At 60.2% G+C, this 14,528-nt stretch carries 13 protein-coding genes and 1 pseudogene; all 14 read left to right on the top strand.

Annotated elements, in window-relative coordinates; all coding sequences use genetic code 11:
- Positions 1–170: 170 nt before the first annotated feature.
- Complete coding sequence (gene gap / locus IB252_RS29185) at positions 171–1,172, top strand: type I glyceraldehyde-3-phosphate dehydrogenase (protein ID WP_008155846.1); 1,002 nt, start codon at positions 171–173, stop codon at positions 1,170–1,172.
- A gap of 29 nt (positions 1,173–1,201) precedes the next feature.
- Positions 1,202–1,666 carry a methylglyoxal synthase gene (locus tag IB252_RS29180; protein ID WP_192411081.1) on the top strand — a complete coding sequence of 155 codons (465 nt, stop codon included), beginning with the start codon at positions 1,202–1,204 and terminating at the stop codon, positions 1,664–1,666.
- Between the two features lie 77 nt (positions 1,667–1,743).
- The gene (locus IB252_RS29175) at positions 1,744–2,262 is read left to right on the top strand and encodes an RNA polymerase sigma factor (protein WP_111451458.1); all 519 of its coding nucleotides are present in this window, start codon (positions 1,744–1,746) and stop codon (positions 2,260–2,262) included.
- Between the two features lie 196 nt (positions 2,263–2,458).
- Positions 2,459–3,367, top strand: coding sequence for a FecR family protein (locus IB252_RS29170; RefSeq protein WP_192411080.1), 909 nt, complete (start codon positions 2,459–2,461; stop codon positions 3,365–3,367).
- Positions 3,368–3,489: 122 nt separating this feature from the next.
- Entirely contained in the window at positions 3,490–6,081 is a 2,592-nt protein-coding gene (locus IB252_RS29165; RefSeq protein WP_192411079.1) for a TonB-dependent receptor, read from the top strand.
- A 114-nt stretch (positions 6,082–6,195) separates the two neighbouring features.
- A complete protein-coding gene (locus IB252_RS29160; RefSeq protein WP_192411078.1) occupies positions 6,196–6,798 on the top strand; it encodes a biliverdin-producing heme oxygenase in 603 nt (200 codons plus the stop codon).
- Positions 6,799–6,953: 155 nt separating this feature from the next.
- Positions 6,954–7,343 carry a YbaN family protein gene (locus tag IB252_RS29155; RefSeq protein ID WP_192411077.1) on the top strand — a complete coding sequence of 130 codons (390 nt, stop codon included), beginning with the start codon at positions 6,954–6,956 and terminating at the stop codon, positions 7,341–7,343.
- A gap of 178 nt (positions 7,344–7,521) precedes the next feature.
- A pseudogene (locus IB252_RS30695) lies at positions 7,522–8,754 on the top strand (chemotaxis protein); the annotation flags it as partial.
- Positions 8,755–8,904: 150 nt separating this feature from the next.
- Positions 8,905–9,660 carry a methyl-accepting chemotaxis protein gene (locus IB252_RS30690; protein ID WP_371917827.1) on the top strand — a complete coding sequence of 252 codons (756 nt, stop codon included), beginning with the start codon at positions 8,905–8,907 and terminating at the stop codon, positions 9,658–9,660.
- 182 nt (positions 9,661–9,842) lie between these two features.
- Positions 9,843–11,171, top strand: coding sequence for a CoA transferase (locus IB252_RS29145; RefSeq protein WP_192411075.1), 1,329 nt, complete (start codon positions 9,843–9,845; stop codon positions 11,169–11,171).
- 227 nt (positions 11,172–11,398) lie between these two features.
- Positions 11,399–11,764: a DUF5064 family protein gene (locus tag IB252_RS29140; RefSeq protein ID WP_111451451.1), complete on the top strand. Its 366-nt coding sequence runs from the start codon at positions 11,399–11,401 to the stop codon at positions 11,762–11,764.
- A 277-nt stretch (positions 11,765–12,041) separates the two neighbouring features.
- The gene (locus IB252_RS29135) at positions 12,042–13,550 is read left to right on the top strand and encodes a sigma-54-dependent transcriptional regulator (RefSeq protein WP_008155836.1); all 1,509 of its coding nucleotides are present in this window, start codon (positions 12,042–12,044) and stop codon (positions 13,548–13,550) included.
- Between the two features lie 430 nt (positions 13,551–13,980).
- Positions 13,981–14,364, top strand: coding sequence for a glycine cleavage system protein GcvH (gcvH, locus tag IB252_RS29130; protein ID WP_192411074.1), 384 nt, complete (start codon positions 13,981–13,983; stop codon positions 14,362–14,364).
- 11 nt (positions 14,365–14,375) lie between these two features.
- Positions 14,376–14,528 (top strand): hypothetical protein (locus IB252_RS30685; protein WP_192411073.1); only part of this gene is annotated, 153 nt, incomplete at its 3' end.

The following is a 14,528-nucleotide window of genomic DNA, read 5'->3' as shown; positions in this document are numbered from 1 at the left end:
CAAGAGCCGTTGTCGATGGGATGACAGACGGTTTTCTTGATCGGTCGGACCAGTTGATTCAGGTCACTCGTTGTAGATTGAACAAAATATTGCCATTAAAAAGGCTTGTTTTCTATTTTTATGCGAATAATCTTGTAATTCCAACAACAAAACGACGGCGGCCCTGTTAAATGACTCTTCGAATCGCAATCAATGGTTTTGGCCGAATTGGCCGTAACGTCCTGCGCGCACTGTATACCCAAGGTTATCGCCAGGATCTGCAGATCGTTGCCATCAATGACCTGGGCGACAGCGCGATGAACGCTCATCTGCTCAAGTACGACACTGTTCACGGCACGTTCGATGCCGATGTCCAGCATGATATGGAAAGCCTGACCGTCAACGGTGACCGTATTTCTGTCAGCGCCATTCGCAACCCGGCCGAGCTGCCGTGGGCTGCCGAGCAGATCGACGTCGTATTCGAATGCACCGGTTTGTTCACTGACCGTGCCAAAGCCGCCGCGCATATTACGGCCGGCGCACGCAAAGTGATCATCTCCGCCCCGGCCAAAGGTGCCGACGCCACGGTGGTGTATGGCGTTAACCACGACATTCTGCGCCAATCGCACCAGATCATTTCCAATGCGTCGTGCACCACCAACTGCCTGGCCCCGGTGGCCCAGGTGTTGCACCGCGAGCTGGGAATCGAAAGCGGCCTGATGACCACAATTCACGCCTACACCAACGATCAGCACCTGACCGACGTCTATCATGTCGATCCGTATCGTGCGCGCTCGGCCACCCAGAACATGATCCCGAGCAAAACCGGCGCGGCTGAAGCGGTCGGTCTGGTGCTGCCGGAACTGGCGGGCAAACTGACCGGCATGTCGGTACGCGTGCCGGTCATCAACGTGTCGCTGGTGGACCTGACCGTGCAACTCAAGCGCGAAGCGTCGGCTGATGAAGTGAACGCATTGCTGAAAGAAGCCAGCCAGCATTCGAAAATTCTCGGTTACAACACCCTGCCGCTGGTCTCCAGCGACTTCAACCACAACCCGCTGTCGTCGATCTTTGACGCCAACCACACCAAGTCCAGCGGCAAGCTGCTCAAGGTGCTGGCCTGGTACGACAACGAATGGGGCTTCTCCAACCGCATGCTCGATAACTGCCTGGCGCTGTGCAACGCTGAATAACCCGCCGTGAAAAAGCAGGAGCAGCACCGATGATCGGTATCAGCTTTACGCAAAAGACCATGGCAGCGCGCAAGCGTATTGCCTTGGTCGCCCACGACCACTGCAAAGTGTTTTTGCTGGACTGGGCCGAGCGGCAGAAAGACAGGCTCGCACAGCATGAACTGGTCGCCACCGGCACCACCGGGTTGTTGTTGCAACAACGCCTGGATTTGCCTGTGGAGAGCATGATCAGCGGCCCATTGGGCGGCGACCAGCAACTCGGTGCGCGAATCGCCGAGCAGCGGGTCGACATGCTGGTGTTCTTCTGGGACCCGTTCGAACCACAGCCGCACGACCCGGACATCAAGGCGTTATTGCGCGTCGCGGCGGTCTGGAACATTCCCGTCGCCTGCAACGAATGCAGCGCCGACTACCTGCTCAGCAGCCCGATGATGGAGCAGGCGCACGAACATCGGATCCCCGATTACGCGACCTATCTGCTGGCCCGCGCCTAAACCTTCACAAATCAATACTTGACCACTCGAGCGGATGATAAGCATTATCATTCGCTCGAAATGGATCAGGTCCTCCCGTGAGTCAATCTCGCTTCAATCACGTCTTCATCGCCCAGCGAGTCTCTCTGCTGCGCACATTGGAGCGGATAGTCAACAATCACAGCACCGCCGAAGACCTCCTGCAGGAGACCTACCTGCGAGTGACCCGGGCGCTTAGTGAGCGGGCCATTGATCACCTTGAACCCTTCGTTTTCCAGACCGCTCGCAACCTGGCGCTGGACCATTTGCGCGCGCGGCGCATCCAGTCCCGCACGATGCTCGACGACGTGCCGCTGGACGTGGTGGAAAGCGTCGCCGCCCCCGCCAGCAGTGCGGAAGACGCCGCCCATGCCGAACAATTGCTTGAGCGTTTGAACGTGAGCCTCAATGAACTCAGCGCCCGTCAGCAGCAGATTTTCATCCTCAGCCGTCTGCACGGGCACAGCTATCTGGAGATCGCCGAGAAGCTTGGCGTGTCATTGAGCACGGTGCAAAAGGAGCTGAAATTGATCATGGCGATCTGCATCGGCGTGGCCGAACGGTTAAACGGCGACTGAGTCTGTAGGTTAATTCTCTACGTATGAGGATGACCTGCACTGACTATCGGGCTTTGCTACCCTTGCCCCACTTTCAAGCTTCATTAAAAAAACAGCGGTGCCAAGACACTGCCGAGGAAACACCGTGACGGACACGCTTCCAGTGCCTCCCCCCGCCCCCTCTCCGCCTTCCCCGGCGCAGGACCCCGCAAGTGCGATGGACCAGGCCCTGGACTGGCTGATCGTGCTGGACAATCCGAGCGAAGAACAGACCCGACAGTTTCACGACTGGCTGGCCGCCCATCCGTTGCATGCCGAGGCGTTCGCCAAGGCGAAAGCAATCTGGGAGGGCTCGCAGGTCGTGCAATGCGCGCAAACCCTGGCCGCCCGACCGCCGAAAGTGACCGCCCTGTCACGCCTGCGACCGCACTGGAAACCCTTGGCCACCGCCGCCGTGCTGATCCTCGGTTTGTTCAGCTTCAGCAATCTGCCGATTCGCCTGCAGGCCGATCACCTGACCGTGGTCGGTGAACGCCAGCGACTGCAACTGGAGGACGGCTCGAAGGTCCTGCTCAATACCAATTCGGCCTTCTCCAGCACCATCAACGATCAACAGCGCGTGGCCCGTTTGTATCAGGGCGAGGCATTTTTCGAGGTCGCGGCCGATCGCGGCCAGCCGCTGGAAATCGACGCCGGGCCAGTTAAGGCCAGCGTGCGGGACACCGCCTTTGCAGTGCGTTATCTGGACGGCGTGGCACAGGTTCGGGTGCAGCGTGGGGATGTCGACTTGCGAGCGACCCGCGACGACGCGCGAATTCGATTGTCCGCCGGAGAAAGCATTCGCATCGGCCCCAACGGTTTCGATCGTCCCGCCAGACTCGATGCCGCGACCGACCTGGCGTGGGTCCAGGGTCGGCTGGTGTTCGAAAACTGCCCGCTGAGCCAGGTGCTGGCGGAGCTGCGTCGTTACTACCCGGGCTGGATCATCAACAACAACGAACAGTTGGCCGACATCGCCGTCACCGGCAATTACCGCCTCGACCAGCCGCTGGACGTGGTCCGCTCGCTGGCCCAGATCACCTCGGCGCGGCTCCAGGAATTCCCGGCGCTGGTGATTTTGAACTAAATGAGAATTATTTTTACTCGATAGCCAAACCCCGTACGTCTCGTTATAGCCAATGCAATTGATTCGCATCTTCAGATGCCGATCAGCACCTATAAAGATTCGTGCGACACGGAGCGCTATCGATGTCCTCTCGCCTCACCCGCCAATCCTCTTCACCTTCTCGCGTGCTGTCGCTGCTGACCGCCGCCATCCTGATGGCCGGCAGCACGCAGCTCTACGCCGCCACCGCGGCAGAGCAACCGACCCGCAACATGGGCGATTACGCGTTCGCCATCCCTCAGCAGTCGCTGGTTTCGGCACTCAATGCCTTTACCGCCGTGACCGGCTGGCAGGTCGGCTTACCGGCAGAACTGGCTGAAGGCGTGGCCTCGCCGGGCGTACGGGGTTCGCTGCCGCCAGAGAAAGCCCTCGATCGCCTGTTGGTGGGGACCAACCTGAGCTATCGCAAACTGGGCACCAATAACATCGTGCTGGAGAAGCGCAGCAACAGCAGCGCGCTCAACCTGGACCAGGTGACTATCAGCGCCACTCGCCAGGAACAAAGCATCGCCAGCGTGCCGAGCACCGTCACCGTTCACACTCGCGAAGAGCTGGACCGCAACAACGTCAATACCATCAAGGATCTGGTGCGCTACGAACCGGGCGTCTCGGTGGGCGGTGCCGGGACCCGCGGCGGAATCAGCGGCTACAACATTCGCGGCATCGACGGCGACCGGATCCTGACCCAAATCGACGGCGTCGAGATTCCGAATGGTTTTTTCAACGGCCCGTATGCCAAAACCCAGCGTAACTACGTCGACCCGGAAATCATCAAGCGCGTCGAGATTCTGCGCGGCCCGGCCTCGGTGCTCTACGGCAGCAACGCCATCGGCGGCGCCGTCAGCTATTTCACCCTCGACGCGGACGACATCATCAAGCCCGGCCAAGACGTCGGCGCTCGCCTGAAGACCGGGTACAGCTCCGCTGACGAAAGCTGGCTGAAGTCCGCCACCGTCGCCGGCCGTGCCGATCAGGTCGATGGCTTGCTGCATTACAGCCAGCGCGATGGTCACGAAACCGATTCCTTTGGCAGCAACAACGGCACCGGCCTGGACCGTACCGCGGCCAACCCGGAAGACGTGCGAGCCTCCAACGTATTGGCCAAGATTGGCTGGAACTACAATGAAAGTTCACGCCTTGGCCTGACCTACGAGAAGTACAAGGACGATCGCGACACCGATCAGAAAAGCGCTTACGGCGGCCCGTTCTTCAACGGCCAGCCGACGATCCCGAACAGCATGCTGCCCGGCGGCATGTACCAGTGGCGCACCGGCAACGACACCATTACCCGTGAGCGTTTCGGCCTGGAACACAGCTTCGCACTCGACAGCCTGCTGGCAGACAACGTCAAGTGGAGCCTGAACCATCAGATCGCCAAAACCGATCAGAGCACCGAAGAATTCTATTTCCCGATGACCCGTAGAGTGCTGCGCACCCGCGACACGCTTTACGAAGAGAAACAGTGGGTCTTCGATGCCCAACTGGATAAAGCCTTCAACATCGCTGACACCGAGCACTTGCTGACTTACGGCACCACCCTCAAGCAACAGAAAGTCACCGGCTCGCGCAGCGGCGACGGCAAGTGCCTGGCGGTCGGTCGCGGCTGTACGGCCGTCGGCGCGACCAGCGCGGCTGATGTGCTGAAAAAATCCAGCGACTTCCCGGACCCGACCATCAATACCTACAGCCTGTTCGCCCAGGATCAGATCAGCTGGAACAAGTGGACCTTCCTGCCTGGCCTGCGCTACGACTACACCCAGCTCAAGCCGCACATCACCCAGGAGTTCCTCAATACCGTGGCCGCCGACGGTCGCGGTACCGTCAGCGATGAGAACAAAACCTGGAACAAGGTTTCACCCAAGTTCGGCCTGACTTACGCCCTGACCGATCAGTACACCTGGTATGGCCAGTACGCTGAAGGTTTCCGCACGCCAACCGCCAAGGCGTTGTACGGGCGCTTCGAGAACACCACCACCGGCTACAGCGTGGCGCCGAACCCGGACCTGGAGCCGGAAAAAAGCAAAAGCTACGAAACCGGTCTGCGCGGCAACTTCGAGTCCGGCTCGTTCGATGTGGCGGTGTTCTATAACAAGTACCGCGACTTCATTAACGAAGACGCGGTCACTCCTGGTTACAGCGAGCTGACCTTCCAGAGCAACAACATCAAACACGCGACCATCAAGGGCGCAGAGATCAAGGGTCGCCTGAACCTCGACGCGTTCGGCGCACCACAAGGTCTCTACACCCAGGGCTCGGTGGCCTACGCCTACGGCCGCAACAACGACACCGGCGAGCCGATCAATAGCGTCAACCCGCTGACCGGTGTATTCGGTCTCGGTTATGACCAGGACAACTATGGCGGCTTGCTCAGCTGGACGCTGGTGAAGAAGAAGGATCGCGTCGACGACAGCAACTTCAAGTCGCCGGACGGTGTGAGCAGCCAGTTCAAATCGCCGGGCTTCGGCGTGCTCGATCTGACCGGCTTCTACAAAGTCACCGACGACGTAACCGTCAGCGCTGGCGTCTACAACCTGACCGACAAAAAGTACTGGCTGTGGGATGACGTGCGCGGTTACGACAGCGTCGGCGAAGCGGCAGTGCTGAGCCCGGCCAACCTCGATCGCCTGACCCAACCGGGTCGCAACTTCGCAGTCAATCTGGTCTGGGATATCTGACCCTGCCACCTCGTTGCGCTGCTTTTAGAGAAGTGGCGCAGTGAGGTTTTTTTACTGTCACGCACCTTGTTGTTCGTCTCGTTACCAAGCGCCTCTTTTTCTCAAGGATTTCCCATGCCCCCTCAGGACACTGCTCAACGCCCTGCTCTGCGTTCGCAACGTTTGAACCAGATCACCCACGAGCCTCATACCAGGCTTGATGCCTTGGTCAAAGCCCACGCACCGTTTGAAACCCAGGCCAACTTCGCGCGGTTCGTGGTGGCGCAGTATTTGTTTCAGTCGGAACTGGTGTCGCTGTACAACGATGCCGAATTGACCGCCATCGTCCCGGACCTGCCTGCCCGCTGCCGTGCTGAAGCGGCCAAGGCTGACCTGGCTGATCTGGAAACCGAAGTGCCGCCCCCCGTCGCCGGGGCGGTGAAAAATCCAGCCAAAGCCGAGGCGCTGGGTTGGCTGTTCGTGTCGGAAGGCTCGAAACTTGGCGCGGCGTTTTTGATTAAGCGTGCTGTAGCGCTTGGGTTAAGCGAAACCTTCGGAGCTCGTCATCTCGGTGAACCGGCCGGTGGTCGCGCTGAAGGCTGGAAGCGCTTCGTCAAAACCCTCGACGGGCTGGAACTCAGCGCACAAGAAGAAGCCGAGCTGGATAAAGGCGCAATCGACGCGTTCAACCGCTTTACCGTGTTGCTGGACCAGGCTTACACCCCAGAACTCGCCTGAAGAAATACATCCCCCCTGTGGGAGCGAGCCTGCTCGCGATAGCGGCTTAATATTCAACAGAGATGTTGAATGGTAAATCGCTATCGCGAGCAGGCTCACTCCCACAGGGTTTGAGCAGGTCTTCCAAATTCCGATCTTGCCTCTTACGACCTCCCATGCCTGCCTCCTCAAAACTCGCCCGTTTGCTCTTCGGTCTCCTGGCCTACATCAGCCTGGCCATCGGCCTGATCGCCATCATCGTACCCGGCCTGCCGACCACCGAGTTCATCCTGCTGGCCGCCTGGGCCGCGACCAAAAGTTCGCCGCGCCTGAGTACCTGGCTGGAAAACCATCGGCTGTTCGGTTCCATCCTGCGCAACTGGCGCAACGGCAAAATCATCGCCCGCCGAGCCAAGGTCAGCGCCACCGTGAGCATGCTGCTGTGCGCCGGGTTGATGCTGGTGATGCTCGATCCTGGCTGGCCGATCTTTCTGGCGATTGCCGGCATGAGCCTGGGCAATCTGTGGATCTGGTCGCGACCGGAATCATTGCCGACAATTTCCTGAATTTCTGTCCTTTTCAGGGCATTTTCCTGCGCAAACGTTCACCTGCTACCGTTCGTCGGCTTCGCGTTCATGCAACCCCTGCCCACGCCGATGAGCATTAAATGGCGCTGAATGGACTTGGCGAATTGGGTCGATCCCGACTCACAGCCAACACCTCATCCATTCGCGAGCTCGTCCTATGTTCGACTCTCTCTCCATCCGCCTGAAAATCGTCCTGCTGTCCGGTCTGTGCCTGCTGGGCGTGGTCGTCCTGATCGTCGGCATGAACATCTACCAGACCGATCAGAACGATGAACTGGTCAGCGCCTCCAGCAGCAAGATTCTCACCGCCAGCGTGCAGAACCTGCTCCAGGCCAAGGCCGCCGAGCAAGCAGTGCGGGTGCAGAAGACCTTCGGTGAAAGCCTGCTGGTGGTGACCGCCCTGGCCGATCAGATCAAGGACATGCGCACCATGGCGAGCACGCGCTCCCTTGAGGCCGGCGCCCTGCGTGAAGAGTTGAACCAGAGCCTGAAAACCGCCTTCGAGCGCAACAGTAAAGTGCTCGGTATCTGGCTGGCATTCGAACCCAATGGCCTCGACGGCAAGGACAGCGAGTTCGCCAACGATGCCGCTCGCCAATCCAACGAAGCCGGTCGTTTCGCCAGCTACTGGAGCCGTGCCGGCGGTGTCGGGATCAACACGATCATGGTCGAAGACGACATGACCAAAACCACCTTGAGCCTCAGCGGCACGCCCTATAACAGTTGGTACACCTGCCCTCGCGACAGCAAGCGCACCTGCCTGCTCGACCCATATGCCGACACTGTCGCCGGCAAGGAAATGCTGATGACCACCATTTCCGTACCGCTGCTGGTGGATGGCAAATCCATCGGCGTGGTCGGTGTGGACATCGCCCTCGACGCGCTGCAAGCGGCGGCTGTCGACTCCCAACGCGATCTGTTCAACAGCGCCGGGCACATGCTGATTGTCTCCGGCAGCGGCGTACTCGCCGGTTACAGCGTCGACGCGAGCAAGGTCGGTAAAAGCATCGGCGACACCCTGGGCGCAGACGGCAAGGACGTTCTGCAATTGCTCAGCGCTGGCACGCCGAAGATTCTCGAACAGGGCGACCTGATCCGAGCCGTGTACCCGGTCAGTCCGATTGCCGAGTCCAAAGCCTGGGGCGTGGTGATCGACCTGCCGAAACACGTGTTGCTGGCCGACTCGGTCAAGTTGCAAGCCGTACTCGATGACGCCCAGCAAAGCGGCACGATCAAAGCCGTTTTGGTGGCGGTGATTGCCGGCCTGGTCGGACTGTTGCTGATCTGGCTCACGGCGTCCGGCGTGACCCGGCCGATCAACAGCGTGGCCGAGATGCTCAAGGCGATTGCCAGCGGCGACGGCGACCTGACCCAGCGTCTGCGCTACAGCAAGAAGGACGAACTGGGCGAACTGGTCAGCTGGTTCAACCGCTTCCTCGACAAGCTGCAACCGACCATCGCGCAGATCAAACAAAGCATCACCGATGCGCGCGGCACCGCCGACCAGTCTTCGGAAATCGCCCGTCAGACCAGCGAAGGCATGCAAGTGCAGTTCCGCGAAATCGACCAGGTCGCCACCGCGTCCAACGAAATGAGCGCCACCGCCCACGACGTCGCCAACAGTGCCTCGAACGCGGCTAACGCGGCCAAGGGTGCCGACCAGTCGGCCCGCGACGGCATGCAGATCATCGAACGCAGCACCCGCGACATCAATCAACTGGCCGACGAAGTCAGTAAGGCGGTGACCGAAGTCGAAGCGTTGGCGGTCAACAGCGAGCAGATCGGTTCGGTGCTGGAAGTGATCCGCAGCATCGCCGAACAAACCAACCTGCTGGCGCTCAACGCGGCGATTGAAGCGGCGCGTGCCGGCGAGAGCGGTCGCGGGTTTGCGGTGGTCGCCGATGAAGTGCGCAACCTGGCCAAACGCACCCAGGATTCAGTGGAAGAAATCCGCATCGTGATTGAACGCATCCAGACCGGCACTCGCGGCGTGGTGGCCACGATGCATTCGAGCCAGACCCAAGCTCACAGCAACGCCGGGCAGATCCAGCAAGCGGTGCAGGCCTTGAGCAAAATCAGCGACGCGGTGACGGTCATCAGCGACATGAACCTGCAAATCGCCAGCGCCGCCGAACAGCAAAGCGCCGTGGCCGAAGAGGTCAACCGCAACGTCTCGGCGATCCGCACCGTTACCGAAACCCTGACCGGCCAAGCCACCGAATCGGCGCAGATCAGCAGCCACCTCAACTCGCTGACCTCGCATCAGATGAAATTGATGGACCAATTTCGGGTGTAACCCCCTGTGGGAGCGAGCCTGCTCGCGATAGCGGTATGACAGGTAACATTGAAGTTGACTGACACTCCGCTATCGCGAGCAGGCTCGCTCCCACAGGGATTGTGTTCAGCTGGCCTCATCGTTTTCATCTGACAGCGCCGTTTTTTGATCTATGCTCTGGCTCTCGTTCCGGAGGGCCTTCGATGACTGATTTACTCACGTCCATTCAAGCTGCACTCGGCTTGCCTCGCACCCAGGTCAAGTTCACCTCGAGCGGCGCCTTGCCCTCGGCGTTTGCCGTCACCGACCTGGCATGCGCCAGCATTGCCGCTGCCGGTCAGGCTGTCAGCGAATGGCTGCAGCAACAGACCGGTCGTTTACCCACCCTTGAGGTCGACCGCCGCCTCGCTTCTTTCTGGTTCGCCACTTCGATCCGCCCGATAGGCTGGAGCGTCCCGCCACTCTGGGACCCCGTCGCCGGTGACTACGCGGCCAAAGACGGATGGATCCGCCTGCACACCAACGCCCCCCATCACCGCGCCGCTGCCGAAAAAGTGCTCGGCGCCTGTGCCGACCGTGCAGCGATGGCGAGCAAGGTTGCTCAATGGACCAAAGGCGATCTGGAGCAAGCCGTGGTCGATGCCGGTGGCTGCGCTGCCGAGATGCGTAGCTGGGCGCAATGGCAAGCGCACCCCCAAGGTCAGGCCGTGAAGGCCGAGCCACTGATTCAGTTGGCGGACAACAGCCGCCAGAACGCGAAACCGTGGCAAGGCTCGGTGGCGCAACCGCTGGCCGGAGTCAAGGTGCTGGATTTGACTCGAGTGCTCGCCGGCCCCATCGCCAGCCGTTTCCTGGCAGGCCTCGGCGCCGACGTTTTGCGCATCGACCCACCGACCTGGAACGAACCCGGCGTGGTGCCGGAAGTCACCCTGGGCAAACGCTGCGCGCGTCTGGACCTGCACGACAAGACTGATCACGCGGTGTTCGAAAGCCTGCTCAAGGACGCCGACATTCTGCTCCACGGCTACCGCGCCGATGCACTGGAACGCCTGGGTTACGGCGCCGCCGAACGCCAGAAACTGGCGCCCGGCCTGATCGACGTCAGCCTCAATGCCTACGGTTGGAGCGGCCCGTGGCAGAACCGCCGCGGCTTCGACAGCCTGGTACAAATGAGCAGCGGAATCGCCGACGCCGGCATGCACTGGAAGCGCGCGGACAAGCCGACGCCATTACCCTTGCAAGCGCTCGATCACGCCACCGGGTATTTGATGGCGGCCAGTGCGATTCGATTATTGGGGCGCGGTGGCTCGGCACGGTTGTCGTTGGCGCGTACGGCGAAGTTGCTGATTGAAAACGGCCCGGGAACCGATGAGCCGTTGCGGGCGGAGGATGACAACGATCAAGGGCTGTTGGTTGAGCAGACGCCTTGGGGACCGGCGCATCGACTTCATGTGCCGCTGAAGATTACGGGGACGCCGTTGCAGTGGACACTTGCGGCTTCAGAATTGGGCTCCCATCGCGCGCAGTGGTAGCCGACCGATCGTTCCCTTGCGGATGATCGTTCCCACGCTCTGGTGTGCACCCCAAAAGTTGGACACGACCGATGGGGTGTTTCATGGGAAAGTACACGGTTAAAGCGAAGCTATCATCGGTCCACTCTCGGACACGGCGACACCCGGATGAGCTATCAATAAAAGAAACTCCGAGGGCAGGCTTGAGGTCTGCCCTGATTCAATGGCTGTTTGAAGGAGAGAAATCAATGGCAACGTTCGAGCCCGGTCACCTGCACATCGAGCGCTACGCGCTGAACAAGGATGATTACAGTTACAACCTGCACATCGAATATGCCGTCAGCCAGGATCCCAAGGAAGGCGAAGGCATGCTCTTCAAGATGCATGGCTCGGTTGGGGACAAGGCATTGCAGGAAGAATTCTTCTTGCCCAAGGACCAGGCCTTCGACTTCGCCCGACATGTCACACGCATCGCGCAGAAGTACGGGATGCCCAAAGAGGCCAGTATCGGCTCGATACACAAGGAGTACGACGCCATGTTTGAAGATGTGCGGGCGCAGCTCCACGTCAAATCCGGGGACCCGATAAAACCCGAGCATCTGGATCGAATCTGAAGATCCCCCCTCACCCTAACCCTCCCGAAACGTCGGACCGCCCCGAGGGGCGAGGGGACTGACCGAGTTGCTCTTTCGAGTGACATCGACCTGAGATATCGAGTCGGACTCAGGTTTTGAAAAGCCCCCAATCTGCTCCCTTTCCCCCTCTCCCCACTGGGGAGAGGGCTGGGGTGAGGGGTCGATCTTCCTGCCAACTCCAATCTCAAGATTTCACCCCAGCCCTCCTCCAAGGCATACTTGCCACCCTCCGCACTCCAGAACCCAAAAACGCCCCATGCGTATCCACGTCAGTTTCATCGACCGCGTCGGCATTACCCAGGAAGTCCTGGCCCTGCTCGGTGGGCGCAATCTCAACCTGGATGCGGTGGAAATGGTTCCGCCCAACGTCTACATCGACGCCCCGACCCTGAGCCCGGAAGTCCTCGAAGAACTGCGCGATGCGCTGTTCAGTGTGCGCGGTGTGCAAGCGGTGACGGTGGTGGACATTCTTCCCGGTCAGCGCCGGCACCTGCAGCTTGATGCGTTGCTCGCGGCCATGACCGACCCGGTCCTGGCGCTGGACAGTGCCGGCAAAGTGCTGCTGGCCAACCCGGCATTGATTGCGTTGTACGGTCGCGAGCCTGACGGCGAAAGCATCGCCGACCTGTTCGCCGACCCGGCACTGCTCGAAGCCCTGCTGGAAAACGGCTTCCGCCTGCCGCTGCGGGAAGTCACCGTCAACGGCCAGACGTTACTGCTGGACGCCACACCGATTACCGACGCCGGCGCCCTGCTGACCCTTTATCAACCCAACCGTATCGGCGAACGCCTCTCGGCGCTGCACCACGACCATGCCGAAGGTTTCGATGCGCTGCTCGGTGAATCCCCGGCGATTCGCACCCTCAAGGCTCGCGCCCAGCGCGTGGCGGCCCTTGATGCGCCGTTGCTGATCCAGGGCGAAACCGGCACCGGCAAAGAACTGGTGGCGCGTGCCTGCCACGCCATCAGCGCCCGGTACAGTTCGCCATTTTTGGCGCTGAACTGCGCGGCATTGCCGGAGAACCTCGCCGAAAGCGAACTGTTCGGCTACGCCCCCGGCGCCTTCACCGGCGCACAACGGGGTGGCAAACCGGGGCTGATGGAACTGGCCAACCAGGGCACGGTGTTTCTCGATGAGATCGGCGAGATGTCGCCGTACTTGCAGGCCAAACTGCTGCGCTTCTTGAACGACGGCAGTTTCCGCAGGGTGGGCGGGGATCGTGAGGTGAAGGTCAATGTGCGGATCCTCAGCGCCACGCACCGCGATCTGGAAAAAATGGTCAGCGAAGGTTCGTTCCGCGAAGACCTGTTCTATCGCCTCAACGTCCTGAACGTCGAAGTCCCGCCCCTGCGCGAACGCGGCCAGGACATACTGCTGCTGGCCCGCTACTTCATGCAGCAGGCCTGCGCGCAGATCCAGCGCCCGGTCTGTCGCCTGGCGCCCGGCACCTATCCGGCACTGCTGGGCAATCGCTGGCCGGGCAACGTGCGGCAATTGCAGAACGTGATCTTCCGCGCCGCTGCGATTTGCGAGAGCAGCCTGGTCGACATTGGCGACCTCGATATCGCCGGCACCTCCGTGGCGCGTCAGAGCGACAGCGACGTTGACAGCCTCGAACAGGCGATGGAAGAGTTCGAAAAAACCCTGCTGGAAAAACTCTACGTCAGCTATCCCTCGACCCGCCAACTGGCCAGCCGCCTGCAAACCTCCCACACCGCGATTGCCCATCGGTTGCGCAAGTACGGCATTCCCAACAAGCCGTAAGCCTTACTCGTTCAAAACTGTGGGAGCGGGCTTGCTCGCGAAAGCGGTGTGTCAGGCGCCAGCAATGTTGCTGACCCGACGCCTTCGCGAGCAAGCCCGCTCCCACAGGTTTTGTGCCGCCTTCAAAATCATGTTTAAAAGCGACCTCCATCTGTACTGAAAGCGCTACAGCGGAACGATATCGATACACCCTCTCCTGATCACCGCTGTGCAAGGCTTTGATCCACTTAGGCTTTTTTCTTCGCCCTGGGCTGTAGCGATTTCGCTACAGCCAGCAAATCGCTGCACCTCAACTAAACACGTAACCTATTGATTTTTAACAACTAAAAAACATTGGCCGCGTTTTTGCTTAGTAACCATCCATAAAGTACGGCATTGCCGAGTATTCAATCGCGTCCACCAGACGAGTCTGGCCCCCTTAGGAGTTTCCATGAGCGAGTTGCGTTTTACTGAAGATCACGAATGGCTGCGTACCGAAGCTGACGGCACCGTCACAGTCGGCATTACCGCTTTCGCACAGAACGCCTTGGGCGACGTGGTTTTCGTACAACTGCCTGAGCTGCAGTCCTACGACAAAGGCGCTGAAGCCGCCACCGTGGAATCGGTAAAAGCTGCCAGCGGCGTGTACATGCCACTGGACGGTGAAGTGCTGGAAGTGAACCCGGCGCTGGACAGCAGCCCTGAACTGGTCAACGAAGATCCGCTGGGCGAAGGCTGGTTCTTCCGCTTCCAGCCTACCGATGCATCGGCTGTCGCCCAACTGCTGGATCAAGACGCTTACGACCGTCTGATCAAAGCCAACGCCGAAGCCTGAGGAGCGCTGACATGACTCAAGTAAGCCTGACCACTGCCAACGAATTCATCGCCCGCCACATCGGCCCGCGTACCGGCGACGAGCAAGCCATGCTCAACAGCCTCGGCTTCGACTCGCTGCAAGCCCTGAGCGCCAGCGTCATCCCCGACAGCATCAAGGGCACC

It is taken from the genome of Pseudomonas sp. PDM10 (genome assembly GCF_014852295.1).
GTDB lineage: Bacteria > Pseudomonadota > Gammaproteobacteria > Pseudomonadales > Pseudomonadaceae > Aquipseudomonas.
This window is presented reverse-complemented; position numbering and strand designations above follow the sequence as displayed.

Bases quoted from the DNA above. Each gene is read 5' to 3' on its own strand.
- IB252_RS29135 (WP_008155836.1), top strand. From the start codon at position 12,042: ATGCGTATCCACGTCAGTTTCATCGACCGCGTCGGCATTACCCAGGAA.
- gcvH (WP_192411074.1), top strand. From the start codon at position 13,981: ATGAGCGAGTTGCGTTTTACTGAAGATCACGAATGGCTGCGTACCGAA.
- IB252_RS29165 (WP_192411079.1), top strand. From the start codon at position 3,490: ATGTCCTCTCGCCTCACCCGCCAATCCTCTTCACCTTCTCGCGTGCTG.
- IB252_RS29155 (WP_192411077.1), top strand. From the start codon at position 6,954: ATGCCTGCCTCCTCAAAACTCGCCCGTTTGCTCTTCGGTCTCCTGGCC.
- IB252_RS30690 (WP_371917827.1), top strand. From the start codon at position 8,905: ATGCAAGTGCAGTTCCGCGAAATCGACCAGGTCGCCACCGCGTCCAAC.
- IB252_RS29140 (WP_111451451.1), top strand. From the start codon at position 11,399: ATGGCAACGTTCGAGCCCGGTCACCTGCACATCGAGCGCTACGCGCTG.
- IB252_RS29170 (WP_192411080.1), top strand. From the start codon at position 2,459: ATGGACCAGGCCCTGGACTGGCTGATCGTGCTGGACAATCCGAGCGAA.
- IB252_RS29160 (WP_192411078.1), top strand. From the start codon at position 6,196: ATGCCCCCTCAGGACACTGCTCAACGCCCTGCTCTGCGTTCGCAACGT.
- IB252_RS29180 (WP_192411081.1), top strand. From the start codon at position 1,202: ATGATCGGTATCAGCTTTACGCAAAAGACCATGGCAGCGCGCAAGCGT.
- IB252_RS29145 (WP_192411075.1), top strand. From the start codon at position 9,843: ATGACTGATTTACTCACGTCCATTCAAGCTGCACTCGGCTTGCCTCGC.
- gap (WP_008155846.1), top strand. From the start codon at position 171: ATGACTCTTCGAATCGCAATCAATGGTTTTGGCCGAATTGGCCGTAAC.